The sequence below is a fragment of the Palleniella muris genome, assembly GCF_004792655.1.
Classification (GTDB): Bacteria; Bacteroidota; Bacteroidia; order Bacteroidales; family Bacteroidaceae; genus Prevotella; species Prevotella muris_A.
Map to the genome: position 1 here is coordinate 74,445 of NZ_SRZC01000004.1, position 15,365 is coordinate 89,809.

Here is a 15,365-nt window from a genome sequence, read left to right on the forward strand (position 1 = left end):
TAATCATGGGGTGACATTAAATAAGTGTATAGATTTTTCAGTGGATTATGGATTTTTTTGTAATTTTGTAAAGGATTTGGATAAACTGCTTATTATGAAGAAAAACATGATTTACGTATTTCGTGCCACGGTGATGTGCATCGTTTTGTTCTTGGGCGTTTTAGGGTATGTTTATTATGAGAAGACGCTGGTGGAGTGGTGGACACCGGTGGTTTTTGCTCTTTTTGTCACAGTGGCGACACTCCCGTTGCTTGGTCGTCATTGGTCATGGCTTGTCGGTAAGGACAAGACTTTTGGTTTCCTGTGCCACATATTTGTAATGGACTGTATGGCTTATTTCTCATTCTTAGGAGGGAATTGGTTTCTTGCCGATGAGAGCACTGTGCATAAGGAGGAGGTGACGGTAGAGGAGAAAAAGCATAATGAGCGCACCACAGGTCATAGGGTGGGACGGCGTTATTACCGTTCCGGTCGGAAGTCGCACAGTTACTATCTGACGGTGCGCCTTGCGGACGGAAGCCTGAAAGAAATGCCGGTGACACTGAAGCGCTACAACCGTGTGCGCACAGGAAGTACCATTACTATAAGTCTGCAGGAAGGTGCCTTTGGATTCATGGTGATAAAGGGGAAATAGAGGCTATGTAAAGCAAGTTGGGTGATACTTATGTACCTTGGGTCGTGCAAATTTACGTATAATATGCACTTTTTTTTGGTGCATATCTGTTGCTTTTGATGCAAATACAGGAACAATTATAGTCAAACAAAATTGATTTGTGAAACCACTCATGCCTTATTGTCAACATCTCTGTGCAAAGTGTGGCGGAGCCACAACCCTTACGGGAAACGTCCCCGATAAGCCAAACGAGCAGAGCGAAACTTGTTTCAGCTATGCCGTGGCGAGGGGAGGTAGAGCGAAGCTCAACCACCTCCGGCTTTAGCGATGGGGACTGTAAAGCAACTCAAACGCTGTGTGGTGGAACCACACTCCTTCATGCCGGACACACAGACGGCACGCTCCTCAACAATCCACTTTCATACGCTTGTGCGAAGATGAACCATAAAAGAGTGTGGCACTGCCACACGTTATGTATGGACTATTCCCTACCTGCAGGGCTGAAGCCCGCAGTTACCGTAAGGGTTGTGGCTCCGCCACACTTTGCATGGCAGCGTTTACTGTAGAACATGGAAATTATACAAAAACGCAATCATTGGGTAATAGGAAAACCATGAGCAATGCACTTGCATATTTTCGCAAATGTATTCTGTCTTACTGCAAGAGTTCCGGCAAGAAAAAATGGTAAAAAATGCGTAATGGTTGTATGGAAATGCCAAACTTTTGTCTATCGCCCATAATATTGCCATGATGATGCGCGAGTCAGTTGTTGGAGCAGGTTATGGACCGATTCCAATGACCTTGCCTATTGCAAGTTTGAACGAAATGTATCTTGTTGAACATCAAAGACTAATAGAGGGCGTGATAAAAGGTAACGATTCACCATGCAAATCGTTACCTTTGACCCGGTCAAGCGTTACCTTTTACATGGTGAATCGTTACCTTTCGTAATATACAAAGTTACTTGCATTTTTGGAATAGTGGTTTTGCAAACTTTGTTTTACAAAAAAGATGAGAGATACAACAGTTACAGTAAAACGTAATTATTTTGCGATTATTTCAGAAAAAATTATTACCTTTGCAAAATACGTTTACAATCATCTCTCAGGGAATTTCCGCATAAGGATGCCTCCTTTTAATGATTGTCAATCATATACAAGACTATATTATAATAAATAAAAGACCATAACTATTCTTGATAAGTCTTGTTGTTTCAGTATTCTCTGAATGGCAATAAACTTTTCAATGAGTAAATTCCGCATGAAGATGAATATATCACATATACTTTTGGGAGCAGCTATGTTGATTGCTGCTCCTATGGCAAACGAGGGAAGCCATGCCAAGGCACAAGACAAGAATGGCAGTCAACCTGTCATCTTGGAAACCCCTGCCGTTCATGACCCTGTAATGGCTTACGAGGGTGGCAAGTATTATCTCTTTTGCACAGGTCATGGAATTACACAGATGACTTCCAATGACCTCAATCACTGGACAATAGATAAGGGTGGTGTGCTTAAGGATAAGGATATTCCGGCTTGGACACACGACAGTGTGCCCGGATTTGAGAACCATATATGGGCACCTGATGTCATCAACTATCGTGGCAAATGGTATCTGGCTTATTCTTGCTCTACCTTTGGCAAGAACACTTCTGCCATCGGTTTGCTTAGCAACACTTCGCTTGCAGATAAGGACGGTTGGAAAGATGAGGGATGCATCATCGCCTCAAAGGGAAAACGTGACAACTGGAATGCCATTGATCCAAACTTCATCATCGACAAGAAAGGTAATCCTTGGATGACATGGGGCTCCTTTTGGGACGGCATACAAATGATACAGCTTGACAAGAAGACGCTGCATGTGAAGAAAGGTGCGAAGCCACTGACTATTGCCCGCCGCCATGCTGCGGGAGGAACATCGGCAGAGCCTAACCCCACATCAAAGTATGCGGGTGTCAACGCTGTAGAGGCACCTTTCATCATGAAGCATGGCGATTATTACTATCTCTTCGTTAGCTGGGACTATTGTTGCCGGGGCATCAAAAGCAATTATCGGGTAGTCGTAGGCAGAAGCAAGAATGTCTGCGGTCCTTATCTTGACAAGGAGGGCAAGGACATGCGTGAAGGTGGTGGCAATCTGATACTCGAAGGTGACAAGAATGAATATGAGGCGTTGGGGCACTGTGCGGCATATCATCAGCCTGAACTTTCTGCCGACCTGTTCATCTGTCATGGCTATAGTGTGGAAAAAAGCGGGATGCCTATCCTTGTGAAGAAACGCATCAACTGGACAGCTGATGGCTGGTTGACACTGACTCCATGGTAAGAATGATGTTGCTTGATTATATTGGCTAAATAACGTGAGTTCGATGAATTTGTAACTATCCTGCAGAATGATAAAAATGCTATCAAAGTACCGTGAAACGGTGACTCTATTCCTAACCGCCTATGGAGCGTAGCGACATGGGCGGCAACCTCTGTGCATTATCCTGCACCGTAAAACGGTGCCTCATGGTATAAACACACCATAATAATTCGTCAGTGTGAGGCACCGTCTTACGGTGCTGTCCGGAATCCTGTATTACCCTGCATGCAGCAAGCTGCATACAGGGTTAACGAAGAGCCACCATTTCACGGTGTGTTTGTAAATGAGGTATTTAGACTTGCTGATTTGCTATCCGATTTTTGTTGGCTTAAAATTCTTGTGATGATCCACACATAATTGTGATTTCGTCGAACTCACGTTAAGTAAGAAACAAGTTGTTCCGTTTGGTTTTACTCCAATCGGTCATTAGGTTTGTAAACCTTGGCACGGAGTCCTGATTACAATTACCGGCACCGGGAAGATGGGCATTTGGCTTATCTTCCCGGTGCCGGTAATTTACGTGCAAAGCATCACTTCTTTATAGGCAAACAAACACTTGAGGTGTTGAATATTTTGATTTGTGAAGATTGGAAGTCTGAATCATCACAATGATAGATATCACAGAATTTCTGCGGATTGCGGTCAGCCAATGGAAACCATGATGACTGCACTTGAATCATCAGACGGTGACCGGATTTGAAAGTGTGGCAAAGACTTGGAAGCCTATACTTTACCGTGGTTTTCTCTCCTGGGACGAAAGGCACTGGCTCGGCAAAACTCTCGCGATACTTGCCACGCATAATGTCTCCACGCACAAGCATCTGGTATCCGCTCATGGGATATTCATTACTGTGATGTGGAGACAGGTTATCATCTTGCTTATATGCGAAATCCTCTGGAAATACGTCTATAACTTTGACCACGAAATCGGCATCTGTAGTAGAAATGCTTACTTCAAGATTTACCTCAACTTCCCCTTCAAGAACAAGTTCCGAGGTGAGTGGCTCTGTCTGATAAACCAAAACATCCGGACGCTGAGAAGCAAAACGCTGGTCGTCGAGCATATATGTTGTTGTGCGTCTCTTGCTTGGTGTCATCTGATAAGGGACCGGTTTATTCGGGTCAGAAATATAAGTCTTGAAGTCTTGTACCAAAGGTTTTTCGGTAACAAGTTCTCCATTGGCAGCAAGGTAATAAGGTGTAGTCTCTGCTTTATTGTTCCAGCCGTCAGGATAATGCTTCCACCGGCAAGTTCCTGTGTCGTAGACCTTGGCTCCCGGAGCAGGCTTATTTCCTTTCCCCTCAAGATAATATGCAAAGAAAGGATACTCGATATTCTTATGATACCAATCAGAAGTCATATTTGAAGCGAAACGTACATTGCCGAAATATTCGCGTGCACTACTGGTCCAACCGCCGTGTGCCCACGGTCCTTCCACAAGATAAAGTTCTGTTGCCGGTGACTGTTCGCGGATAGCCTCGTAGGTACGGAAGGCGCCATAGCAACACACCGCATCAAACAATCCTCCGACAACCATCACGGCAGGCTTTACGTCGTGGCAATGTAGAGAGACATTATGCGACTCCCAGTATTCGTCAAGATTAGGGTGGTTCATCACCTCGTTCCAACTTGCAATACTGTCGCCGTAAGAGGCACTGAAATTCTTCACCGCACCCATGCGGAGATAATCCGTATAGACATCATTCTTCACCAATGTTTCAGTTGTTCTGATTTTACTACCGTCAAACCCTTTTTGGTGTGCCTGCTTGGTCATCGCCTTCTCAAACCAGAACAGGAAGTTGTACATGTCCATAATGAAGAAAGCACCATTATGATGTACATCGTCACCTCGGAACCAGTCCGTTACAGGAGCCTGAGGCGAAACGGCCTTGATGGCAGGATGTCCGCTGAGGGCAGCCATGGTGGCATAGAAACCAGGATAGCTCATGCCATAAACACCGATGCGGCCATTGTTATTGGTGTTCTTGACGAGCCATTCCGCTGTGTCGTAAGTGTCGCTGGCCTCGTCGGTGTCAATCTTCTTGCCTTTCTTTTTCTTCAGGGACTTGTTCTCTATGAATGGACGGATATTCTCATATTCGCCATCGCTCATGTTCTTGCCACGGACATCCTGAAAGACAAGGATATAGCCATTTTCAACATAAGTCTTTGCGGAATTCCAGATATCGGCGAAATTGTCTTCGCCATAGGGACTTGCGCTGTAGCAAGTGCGCTGCATAAGTATAGGATGCTTGACCGATTTGTCATTTGGTTCATAAATAGCAGTAAACAAATTAATACCATCACGCATCTTAATCATGACTTCACGCTTAGTATAATTAGCCTTAACCCATTCTGCATTAATATGCTCAGGTTGCTCTCCTGATTTTGCCTGACCAAAGGTCGCTATGACAAACAAACCAAATAATAAAAAAAGAAATAACCTCTTCATAGCATACAATTGTAAATGATCCAATGTAATAAAACGTATTGCGTTGCTTTGGTAGATAGCAGACGTGGATTAATTCATAGTTATGTTCGTTAAAAAGTGTCTCAAAGGTAATTAGTTGAAACAACTTCACAGACTAACTTATTAGTTGTACAGCCTTATTGCACAACTAATCTTTATTTCACCGCAAACGGCAGCAATGCGGCAATGAGTCCGAGGATGATGCTCAGGGCTACGTAGAGGAAATAGGTGCCGGCATATCCTTCGCGGAGCAGCATCAGACCTTCGTAGGAGAAGGTGGAGAAGGTGGTGAAACCGCCACAGAGTCCGGTGGTGAGCAGGAGGCGCATTTCATTGCTTAGTCCCCATTGCTCTGAATATTTGTAGAAGAGGGAGATGAGGAAGCAACCTATGACATTGACAATTAGTGTCGACCATGGCATCACTGTCCCTGCAAATCGCGGATGCAGGGAGATGTGTTGCCATAAAACCGAGGCTGTGAAGCGCAGGACAGAGCCTGTGCCACCGCCAATGAATACAAAAAGGAGTTCTTTCATATTGTTTTTACATTGTCGGCAGAGTGTGTTGTGCCTTGTTTCTTGCTTTTTTATATTGTTGTCTGATAAAAAATAGTGACAAGTAGCACATCTTGTATATTACCACCTTATGAGTGATTTCTTCAAAAGGGATTTGTCTTGAGGAACCGCGTTAGCGGTGACAAGAATGCCGTGGGTAGCACCCACGGATTGTAATACAAGCATCAACCAACGACCGATTTATCGGTCGAATAAATGTTAAGGTGGAAGGCGTATTCGACCGATAAATCGGTCGTGCACAGAGCTTTACCGTATACCGTGGGTACGACCCACGGCTACTTTCTTGTCACCGCTGACGCGGTTTCAAGTACAAATACATCTTTACATTTGTGTGCGCGCAGTCATAGAACCATTGTATTTTGCCGACCACCAATTACCATTTCGTCATAGTTTGTCCTTCAGGAATTGTCCTGTAAGGCTCTTCGTGCAAGCTGCAATTTCCTCCGGTGTGCCGGTGCAGACTATGTTTCCGCCCTTGTGCCCGCCTTCCGGTCCGAGGTCAATGATGTGGTCGGCACATTTGATGACATCGAGGTTATGCTCGATGATAAGTACCGAATGCCCGCGTTTGATGAGTGCGTCAAAGGCCGCAAGCAAGCGTTTTATGTCATGGAAATGGAGACCTGTGGTCGGTTCGTCGAAGATGAAGAGCGTCGGTTCCTGCTTCTCCTGCCCGATGAAATAACCGAGTTTGACACGTTGGTTCTCGCCTCCTGACAGTGTGGATGAACTCTGTCCGAGCTTTATATAGCCGAGTCCGACATCTTGCAGTGGCTTCAGGCGGTTGACTATTGTTTTGGCAAGGGTGTTTTCGGAGAAGAATTCTATGGCTTGGTTTATGGTCATTTCCAGAATGTCATAGATGTTCTTGTCCTTGTATCTTACCTCAAGGATGTCATGCTTGAACCGTTTGCCGTGGCATGCCTCGCACTCCAGTTCGAGGTCGGCCATGAATTGCATCTCAACGGTGATAGTGCCCGCTCCCTTACATTCCTCGCAACGTCCGCCTTCAGCATTGAAGGAGAAATGCTGCGGTGTGAATCCCATCTGTTTTGACAACGGCATGTCAGCCATCCATTGGCGGATGGCATCGTAGGCTTTGACGTATGTCGCCGGATTGGAGCGCGTTGACTTGCCGATAGGGTTCTGGTCGACAAACTCAATATGCTTTATGGCTTTCAGATCGCCTTCCAGTCCTCCGTATTCTCCGGGCGCATCGCAGACTTCTCCAAGATGCCTCTTCATGGCAGGGTATAGTATGCCCTTTATCAGAGATGACTTCCCGGAGCCGGATACACCTGTGATGACTGTCATGCAGTTCAACGGTATGCTGACATCCGTGCCTTTAAGATTGTTCATCAAAGGGCTTTTGATGGTGATTTTACGGTTCCATTGGCGGCGGCTTGCCGGGGTGGAGATGGTCTCGGTGTGTGTGAGATACTCTACAGTATGGCTTTTTGAATATTTGCTTATGTCCTTGTCACTCAGTTGTGCTATCTCTTCCATATCGCCTTCAAAGACAACCTCACCGCCATGTCTTCCTGCATCCGGACCGATGTCGATGAGATAGTCGGCGGCACGCATGATTTCCTCGTCATGTTCGACTACAATGACGGTGTTGCCTATTGCCTGCAATTGGCGCAAGACCTTGATAAGCCTGTCTGTATCACGGGGATGAAGACCTATGGACGGTTCATCGAGAATGTAAAGTGAGCCTACAAGGGAAGAGCCAAGATTGGTACAGAGATTGATTCTTTGGCTTTCTCCACCTGACAATGTGTTGGACGGACGGTTGAGAGTGAGATAACCCAAACCGACATCCATGAGGAATTGCAGGCGTGAGTTTATTTCTGGCAGCAGTCGTTTGGCGATAGCTTGCTTGTGTTCGTTTAGCTTTATGTTGTGGAACCATTCCTGCAGCTCGCTGATAGGCATTTCAATGAGTTGCTGGATTGTCTTTCCGCAGACTTTGACGTATCTGGCTTCCTTTTTCAATCGTGTTCCTCGGCATTCAGGACAGACGGTCTTGCCACGGTAGCGTGCGAGCATCACGCGGTACTGAATCTTGTATTGGTTTTCTTTGAGCATACGGAAGAATTCGTCAATAGAGACTTTCTCGTGTATGTCTATTCCCTCTTCTGACGGCAGGCCGTGCCAAAGCCAGTCCTTAAGTTCTTGTGAAAGAGAAAAATATGGCTCAAAAATAGGGAAATTGTCTTTTTCCGCGCGGCGGCAGAACTCTTCTTTCCAAACCTTCATCTTCTCACCATGCCAGCATTGTACGCAACCGTCATAGACAGAGAGTGAGGGATTCGGTATGACGAGTCTTTCATCAATGCCCACAACTTTGCCGAAACCTTCACAGGCAGGGCAGGCTCCTATAGGTGAGTTGAATGCAAAAAGGTTGGCAGAAGGTTCTTCGAATGTTATGCCGTCAGCTTCGAATTTTGTGGAGAACTCATGTTCAATCATTGCCGGCATGAATATCAAGCGACACATTCCACGTCCTTCATAGAAAGCAGTTTCGGCAGAATCATATAGTCGGGATATTGTCTCCTTGCCATTGTCCACACTCATTCTGTCAATGAGGATGTGGGCTTCATTGGCTTTGAGAGTGCTGATTTTATCGCCAAGTTCATCAATGCGCAGTATTTCGCCTTGGTAATACAAGCGTGCATATCCGGCTTGCACAGACATTTCCAGTTGGCGTTCAAGGGTTCTTCCTTCTGGCACATGGAGTGGGGCGGTGATAATGAATTTTGTCCCTTTCTGATAGGAGAGCATGCACTCGACAAGGTCTTCTACGGAATGCTTCTTGACTTCTTGTCCGGAAACAGGCGAGAAAGTATTGCCGATGCGTGCGAAGAGCAGTCGCATATACTCGTAGATTTCTGTGGTTGTGCCTACTGTGGAGCGTGGGTTGCGTGAGATGACTTTCTGCTCTATGGCGATTGCCGGTGGCAGTCCCTTGATGTAATCACACTCGGGTTTAGGCATTCTGCCCAGAAACTGTCTGGCATAGCTTGACAGAGACTCGACATAACGTCGCTGCCCCTCGGCATACAGTGTGTCGAAGGCAAGGGATGATTTGCCGGAGCCTGACACTCCGGCAATTACGATGAATTTGTCTCTTGGGATATTTATGGAAATATCCTTGAGGTTATTGACCTTTGCGTGTGAGATTTCTATCATGGAAAGGCTGTTTCTATTTTGTTTTAAATAGTGATGTGCAGAAGGTATGGCGGAAGTTTTTCTGCGATTAGAGCATCCCTTTTGTTGAAGGAAGCTCATATTTGTAGATGTCGCGTTTCACTGCCATCTTCAGTGCGCGTGCAAAAGCTTTGAAGATACCTTCTATTTTGTGATGTTCATTCTGACCTTCTGCCTTGATATTGAGGTTCATTTTTGCAGCATCGGAAAGGGATTTGAAGAAATGGAGGAACATCTCGGTAGGCATTTCTCCGATTTTCTCGCGAGTGAACTCCGCATTCCATACCAGCCATGGTCTGCCACCGAAGTCCAATGCAACAGAGCACAGGCTGTCATCCATAGGCAGACAGTAGCCGTAGCGTTCTATGCCGCGTTTGTTGCCAAGGGCTTCCGCGAGGCATTCGCCTATGACGATGGCAGTGTCTTCTATCGTATGGTGTTCGTCAACCTCAAGATCTCCTTCCGTGTGGATGGTAAGGTCTATCATTCCGTGCTTGCCAATCTGCTCCAGCATGTGGTCAAAGAATCCGAGACCGGTATGGATATCACAGATTCCGTTTCCGTCAAGATTCATTTTGACGTAGATGTCAGTCTCCTTTGTGGTGCGTTTGATTTCCGCGATACGCTCTCCGGCAAAGAGGATTTCTGTGATTTTGTCCCATGTCATGTCGTCCCCAAGGATGAGGGCTTTGCACCCGATATTCTCGGCAAGCTGTCGATCTGTCTCGCGGTCTCCGATGACATAGCTGTTTTTTAGGTCATATTTTGGCTCCTTGTTTCTTGTGCCAGCAGAATCAATTGTACCGTTCTCTGATAGGAGGGTATGATATTGAGGATTAAGATTTGAGTCTTTGATGTATTCCGTGAGCATGCCCGTGCCAGGTTTGCGACACGGATGGTTGTCTTCCGGGAAATGGCGGTCAATGAGTATGTTGTCGAACACCACACCCTCTCCTTCAAGTGTTTGAAGGATGAAATTATGAACAGGCCAGAATGTTTCCTCCGGGAATGAGTCTGTTCCAAGGCCGTCTTGATTGCTGACCATGACAAACTCAAAGTCAAGGTGTTGGCGTATAAAACTAAGATTTCTAAAAACACCTTTGACAAATCTCAGTTTGTCAAAGGCGTCTATCTGTTCGTCGGCAGGCTCATGGATGAGTGTGCCGTCACGGTCTATAAAAAGGACTCTTTTCATATCGCTTTTCGTAACTTTCATTATTTCAATGTGTTAACCTATTCTGAAAGTGTGATGAGTAACAAAGTGGTAACAAAATTAGCATCATTACGCTTTCTTTGTGGGTTTGTAGTGCAAAGGTAGTGTTTTTCCACGAAAACACCAAACAAAGGGAATATAAATGCAGTGTGAAGCGTGTTTTTTGTTCACGTGTCGGTGTGTCTGTATATGAAAAGTGGTGACCGCAATATGCAGCCACCACCCAGCTGTGTGCTTACGTATTTAATTTATGTTTGAATTTGGCATTATTCTGTTTCTATATCAACTTTCTCACAGAAGTGTACGTATTGACATTTTCCAATGTGCTGTTTAAGATGCTTCCGATTTCTTGATAGTAGATATTGACCACTACATTTGGTTTGCCTATCAAACCATTGATGAGGTCTTTGATGGTCTCCTTATCATGTACTGCTATTTCCAATGTTTTCATATGCCTTCTGAATCCTCAACAGCTTTGCCGTAATGTCGCTCTACATTGGAGACGCCTAACGCATCGACCGCCTTAAGTGCCTCTCTGCTTCTTTCTTCCAACATTTCATACGCGAGTTCGGGGACTTTCTTATCCAGAACTCGCGTAGAATATGTATAGCAATTTGCCGGCAGACGCCGATACCACCACTCTGGCCTCCCTGTCGTGGCGGGAGATGTTTACCGCCCCGAAACTCCAGTCCTTGATTGGAACGGGGCTTGAACGGAACACAAACTTCAATGTGGCACGGCTACGGGTGGAAGCGGCAGAAGCCGCATTGCTGACGGCCAAACTATCCTATCTACCACCACTTGGACTGAATGCCGAAGGTAATGTCGTCAGGCAAGATGGAGCAACGGCAAAGACATATAATGTAGGAGCGTCAGCAAGCTGGGAACTGGACATCTTCGGCAAACTTGCAGCTGCAAAGCATGGTGCCGCTGCCGCCTTGCAAGGAAGCCGTGATTACCGGCAAGCCGTACAGACATAGCTTGTCGCCACGATTGCAGATAGTTACTAGTAACAAAAATACCACAATAATCATCAAAACAAAAGAAAATGAATACAATAGTGAAATCACTAAAGTATTCATTTTCTTTCTTTTAGTTATCTTTTGCTTTACCTTGATATAAAAGGGACTCTTTTCATTGATGTGTTATTAAAATTTCAGGTCTTTGAGTATTTGGGACATCTTCTGTACGGTCTGCACACGTGTAGGGACAAGTGGCAGGCGCAGAACGTTGTTGATGAATCCCATTTCGTGAAGTAAAGCCTTTACTCCGGCAGGGTTGCCGTCTACAAAGAGGAGTGAGTATAGGTCTGTAAACTTATGGTGTATCTTTGCAGCAGCTTCAAACTCTCCGCGTTTTTCCAGGCGAATCATTCTTGAAAACTCCTTAGGAAGAGCATTGCCAATGACAGAAATCACACCTTCCGCACCACATGCTATCATTGGGAAAGTCAAGGAATCATCACCGGAAAGTACGGCAAAGCCATCAGGTTTGTTCTTCAGAATCTCATCTACCTGCTCAAGATTGCCGCTTGCTTCTTTTATTGCCACAATGTTTTCACATGCCTTTGCAAGTCGTACTGTTGTTTCTGCCTGCATGTTCACACCTGTGCGTCCCGGCACATTATATAATATAATGGGGAGCTTTGTCGCATTAGCGATGGCTTTGAAATGTTGGAAAAGGCCTTCTTGTGATGGCTTGTTGTAGTAAGGGCAAACACTAAGTATTCCGTCAATGCCTTTGAAATCTCCAGTTTGCAGTTCTTCAACGATAGCTGCAGTATTGTTGCCTCCGCAACCAATGACAACAGGGATGCGTCCGTTGACAAGATTTACAATGAAATGCTGCACATCAAGGCGTTCTTGTTTTGTCAGACAAGGTGTCTCTCCTGTTGTGGCAAGGATGCAGAGGAAATCTGCACCATTATTCATTTGGTAGTCCACAAGTCTTTTCAGTGCATCGAAATCAATGTTGCCTGTCTCTGTAAATGGTGTAATCAAGGCTATGCCAAGACCACGGAATATATTGTGCTTCATAAGTTGCTGGACAAAATCAGTTAATATATTATTACATTGGCAGGTATGTCTGTCATAGTTTACCTGCTTGGTGAATGTTTGTTTTCTTTATTTCATGATGCAAGCTCTATATACTTTTTCTTTATAGGGCTTTGGGAGAATCATGTGATAGTTATGACAAGAAGCCAAGCAATGCACCTGCTGCAACAGCTGAGCCTATCACACCCGCAACGTTTGGACCCATAGCGTGCATGAGGAGGAAGTTCTTGCGGTCATATTCAAGTCCAAGGTTGTTGGAGATGCGCGCTGACATAGGAACCGCCGATACGCCTGCGTTGCCGATAAGTGGATTCAGCTTCTTGTGTTCAGGAAGGAACAAGTTCATGAACTTAACGAAGAGCACACCTGAGCATGTAGCAACAACGAAAGCGCAAGCACCAAGCACGAATATGAAAATAGTGTTCACTGTGAGGAACTCACTGGCTTGTGTTGAGCAACCTACAGTAAGACCGAGCAGCATCACAATGATGTCATTGAGTGATGAGCCTGCTGTCTTTGCAAGGCGTGTTGTCTTGCCTGACTCTTTCAACAGGTTTCCAAAGAACAACATTCCAAGAAGAGGCATGCCTGAAGGCACTATGAATGTTGTGATGAGCAGTCCGATGATAGGGAACAGTATTCTTTCTGTTTGTGATACTTCACGTCCCGCCTTCATTTTGATGACACGCTCTTTCTTTGTTGTCAGGAGGCGCATCAAAGGTGGCTGTATTACAGGAACAAGAGCCATGTAAGAGTAAGCACAGACTGCAATTGCTCCCATAAGGTTAGGACACAGTTTTGAACTTAGGAATATAGCAGTAGGACCGTCAGCACCACCGATAATGGCGATACCTGCAGCCTGGTTTGGTTCAAAGCCGAGAGCAAGTGCTGTCATGTATGCGCCAAAGATTCCGAATTGTGCTGCTGCACCGATAAGCACGAGCTTAGGATTGGCTATAAGTGCAGTGAAATCAGTCATGGCGCCTATGCCAAGGAATACCAATGGAGGATACCATCCCTGTCTAACACCCTGATAAAAGATGTTCAGTACAGAGTTGTCCTCATAAAGACCAATCTCAAGTCCGGCATCAGCTTTGAAAGGGATATTTCCCAAAATGATACCAAGTCCTATAGGTACGAGCAACAGTGGCTCAAAATCTTTCTTTATGGCAAGCCAGATACAGACAGCTCCGACAGCTATCATAATCAGGTTTCCTATTTCTGCGTTGGCAAAGCCTGTGTATGTAAGGAAATCGAAGAAATTGCCTTTAAGGAAATTCAGAAATGTTTCCATGATTCTTTTTCTTAACGGTTAGCCATTATCCAATAGTTACGAGTGGAGCACCTTCCATAACAGTATCGCCCACTTTTACAATGACTGCTGTAACTTGCCCATCATATTCAGCCTCTATGTTATTCTGCATCTTCATGGCCTCAAGGATAAGGACTGTATCACCTTGTTTCACAGTGTCTCCGACTTGAACCTTTATCTCGTTGATTGTTCCGGGCAGTGGAGCGAGGACATGCTGGCCTGCACCGGCAGGCATTGCCGGTTTTGGCTGTGGAGCTGCTGCCGGAGTTGTGGCTTTAGGCGCAGCTTGCACTTGTTGGATTGGGCGTGTGGTAGGTTTAAGCGCACGCTTCAATTCCACTTCAAATTCTACTCCGTTAACAGTGACTTTTGCCACTTTGTCTTGAACTTCGAGGATGTCTACTTCGTATTCGGTACCCTCAACTGTATATTGGTATGTAGCCATAATATATTGTTTTCTGATTGTATTTTTTTGTTTGAACCTTTTTATTTCTTTATTTCATTATTGAATTTTGGAGCATTCCATGTTGTGCTCTTTGGCTTGATGGATATGATGCCGGACTCAACATCATGGACATCATCCTCATACTGTTTGATGGCCATTGCAATGACTGCTATATACACTTTTTTGTCAATGCCTTTGAGCTTCAGGCCGTCTTTCATCAGTTTTCCTGTCGTATCAAGAACCTCAGCACCGATTTTTGCAGTCGTGGTGATAGTACTTGTCACAGGCTTGAGAGGGTATGCATTTGCAATTTTCTTTGTCGTATTGATATGATCCATGATAAGACCAAGCACACGGAAAAATACGAACAGCAGTGCAAGACATGAGAAAACAGTACCCATGGCAAGTATTGTTATAGCAAATCCGTGTGGGTCTTCTGCCTTTGTGCGTGCTATTTTGTTGTTGATATTCGGTGTGTTGGCAATACCCGGTGTGACATTCTTCGAACCACGCACTACCCAATTCGCGCTGCCGTCTTTCTCACGTGCATAAGATTGGTTGACCGATAGTGCCGGGACTGTGACAGAGTCGATAAGCTCCACACCGTTGCCGTCATAAAGTGCTACCCAAACAGGTTCTCCTTCCGTAATCTTTGCTGTAATATGTCGTGAGCCATCTTTGGGATTTCCATTGCAGTACAGGATGAAATGCTGGTTGCCTGACAACAATGTGCTCTCGTCTCCGTTAGGAATTAATGACATGAGTGCCTGACGTTGCGGTGCACTGAGGTCTTCGTTCAGCACCGATTTGTCTGTTGTGATGTACATCCCACGGATGTTGACAGTTGTGAATGATGCGTTGCACAACTCTATCCACGCCTTATGATTCCCGAACTCGTCTACGATGCTGGACTCATTGTCTGTCATCACCTCGTTTATTCTGATATTCTTCGCGCCTTGGGCAAAGAGATCCGGTGATATGCATGCAAGTATGGCAAGCAGTAATCCGATTTTTTTCATTAGTTTATTTGCGTTTTTTTGTTCTTATCTGTTAGTTTTCAAAGTTACGGTCTGTATGACTTTTGGAAGTGCAATAGTTTGGTTCTTAC

At 45.2% G+C, this 15,365-nt stretch carries 12 protein-coding genes and 1 pseudogene; 4 read left to right on the forward strand and 9 right to left on the reverse strand.

The annotated features are described in order from the left end of the window. The first annotated feature begins 106 nt into the window (after positions 1 to 106). The 3 genes from E5358_RS03520 to E5358_RS03525 all read left to right on the forward strand — a co-directional run bounded on the left by E5358_RS03520 (position 107) and on the right by E5358_RS03525 (position 2,938). The gene (locus E5358_RS03520; RefSeq protein WP_168354568.1) at positions 107 to 634 is read left to right on the forward strand and encodes a hypothetical protein; all 528 of its coding nucleotides are present in this window, start codon (positions 107 to 109) and stop codon (positions 632 to 634) included. Positions 635 to 773: 139 nt separating this feature from the next. Further along, entirely contained in the window at positions 774 to 938 is a 165-nt protein-coding gene (locus tag E5358_RS15045; RefSeq protein ID WP_168354569.1) for a hypothetical protein, read from the forward strand. Positions 939 to 1,858: 920 nt separating this feature from the next. Further along, positions 1,859 to 2,938: a family 43 glycosylhydrolase gene (locus E5358_RS03525; RefSeq protein ID WP_422121053.1), complete on the forward strand. Its 1,080-nt coding sequence runs from the start codon at positions 1,859 to 1,861 to the stop codon at positions 2,936 to 2,938. Between the two features lie 569 nt (positions 2,939 to 3,507). Here E5358_RS03525 and E5358_RS03530 read toward each other — a convergent pair. From E5358_RS03530 to E5358_RS15050, 5 genes are all read right to left on the reverse strand, one after another. Further along, positions 3,508 to 5,430: a CocE/NonD family hydrolase gene (locus E5358_RS03530; protein WP_135938903.1), complete on the reverse strand. Its 1,923-nt coding sequence runs from the start codon at positions 5,428 to 5,430 to the stop codon at positions 3,508 to 3,510. 173 nt (positions 5,431 to 5,603) lie between these two features. Continuing rightward, positions 5,604 to 5,984: a fluoride efflux transporter CrcB gene (gene crcB / locus E5358_RS03535; protein ID WP_135938904.1), complete on the reverse strand. Its 381-nt coding sequence runs from the start codon at positions 5,982 to 5,984 to the stop codon at positions 5,604 to 5,606. Positions 5,985 to 6,407: 423 nt separating this feature from the next. Then, complete coding sequence (uvrA, locus tag E5358_RS03540; RefSeq protein ID WP_135938905.1) at positions 6,408 to 9,215, reverse strand: excinuclease ABC subunit UvrA; 2,808 nt, start codon at positions 9,213 to 9,215, stop codon at positions 6,408 to 6,410. A 67-nt stretch (positions 9,216 to 9,282) separates the two neighbouring features. Then, on the reverse strand, positions 9,283 to 10,428 hold the full coding sequence (hisB, locus tag E5358_RS03545; protein WP_135938906.1) for an imidazoleglycerol-phosphate dehydratase HisB: 1,146 nt from the start codon (positions 10,426 to 10,428) through the stop codon (positions 9,283 to 9,285). A 295-nt stretch (positions 10,429 to 10,723) separates the two neighbouring features. After that, a complete protein-coding gene (locus E5358_RS15050; protein ID WP_168354570.1) occupies positions 10,724 to 10,888 on the reverse strand; it encodes a hypothetical protein in 165 nt (54 codons plus the stop codon). Positions 10,889 to 11,048: 160 nt separating this feature from the next. Between E5358_RS15050 and E5358_RS03550 the strand changes: the two are divergent. Continuing rightward, positions 11,049 to 11,423 (forward strand): annotated as a pseudogene (locus tag E5358_RS03550) (TolC family protein); the annotation flags it as partial. Between the two features lie 171 nt (positions 11,424 to 11,594). Here the strand turns inward: E5358_RS03550 and dapA are convergent. The 4 genes from dapA to E5358_RS03570 all read right to left on the reverse strand — a co-directional run bounded on the left by dapA (position 11,595) and on the right by E5358_RS03570 (position 15,276). Further along, positions 11,595 to 12,482, reverse strand: a complete 888-nt coding sequence (gene dapA, locus E5358_RS03555) for a 4-hydroxy-tetrahydrodipicolinate synthase (protein ID WP_135938907.1) — start codon at positions 12,480 to 12,482, stop codon at positions 11,595 to 11,597. A gap of 151 nt (positions 12,483 to 12,633) precedes the next feature. After that, on the reverse strand, positions 12,634 to 13,794 hold the full coding sequence (locus E5358_RS03560) for a sodium ion-translocating decarboxylase subunit beta (RefSeq protein ID WP_135938908.1): 1,161 nt from the start codon (positions 13,792 to 13,794) through the stop codon (positions 12,634 to 12,636). Positions 13,795 to 13,819: 25 nt separating this feature from the next. After that, positions 13,820 to 14,257 (reverse strand): biotin/lipoyl-containing protein, encoded by a 438-nt coding sequence (locus tag E5358_RS03565; RefSeq protein WP_135938909.1) that lies wholly within the window; start codon positions 14,255 to 14,257, stop codon positions 13,820 to 13,822. Positions 14,258 to 14,298: 41 nt separating this feature from the next. After that, entirely contained in the window at positions 14,299 to 15,276 is a 978-nt protein-coding gene (locus E5358_RS03570) for an OadG family transporter subunit (RefSeq protein ID WP_135938910.1), read from the reverse strand. Between the last annotated feature and the right edge of the window lie 89 nt (positions 15,277 to 15,365).

What these genes read in the sequence shown, in the direction of transcription:
- E5358_RS03520 (WP_168354568.1), top strand. Translation starts at nt 107, where the DNA reads ATGATTTACGTATTTCGTGCCACGGTGATGTGCATCGTTTTGTTCTTG.
- E5358_RS03525 (WP_422121053.1), top strand. Translation starts at nt 1,859, where the DNA reads ATGAGTAAATTCCGCATGAAGATGAATATATCACATATACTTTTGGGA.
- E5358_RS03530 (WP_135938903.1), bottom strand. Translation starts at nt 5,430, where the DNA reads ATGAAGAGGTTATTTCTTTTTTTATTATTTGGTTTGTTTGTCATAGCG.
- crcB (WP_135938904.1), bottom strand. Translation starts at nt 5,984, where the DNA reads ATGAAAGAACTCCTTTTTGTATTCATTGGCGGTGGCACAGGCTCTGTC.
- uvrA (WP_135938905.1), bottom strand. Translation starts at nt 9,215, where the DNA reads ATGATAGAAATCTCACACGCAAAGGTCAATAACCTCAAGGATATTTCC.
- hisB (WP_135938906.1), bottom strand. Translation starts at nt 10,428, where the DNA reads ATGAAAAGAGTCCTTTTTATAGACCGTGACGGCACACTCATCCATGAG.
- dapA (WP_135938907.1), bottom strand. Translation starts at nt 12,482, where the DNA reads ATGAAGCACAATATATTCCGTGGTCTTGGCATAGCCTTGATTACACCA.
- E5358_RS03560 (WP_135938908.1), bottom strand. Translation starts at nt 13,794, where the DNA reads ATGGAAACATTTCTGAATTTCCTTAAAGGCAATTTCTTCGATTTCCTT.
- E5358_RS03565 (WP_135938909.1), bottom strand. Translation starts at nt 14,257, where the DNA reads ATGGCTACATACCAATATACAGTTGAGGGTACCGAATACGAAGTAGAC.
- E5358_RS03570 (WP_135938910.1), bottom strand. Translation starts at nt 15,276, where the DNA reads ATGAAAAAAATCGGATTACTGCTTGCCATACTTGCATGCATATCACCG.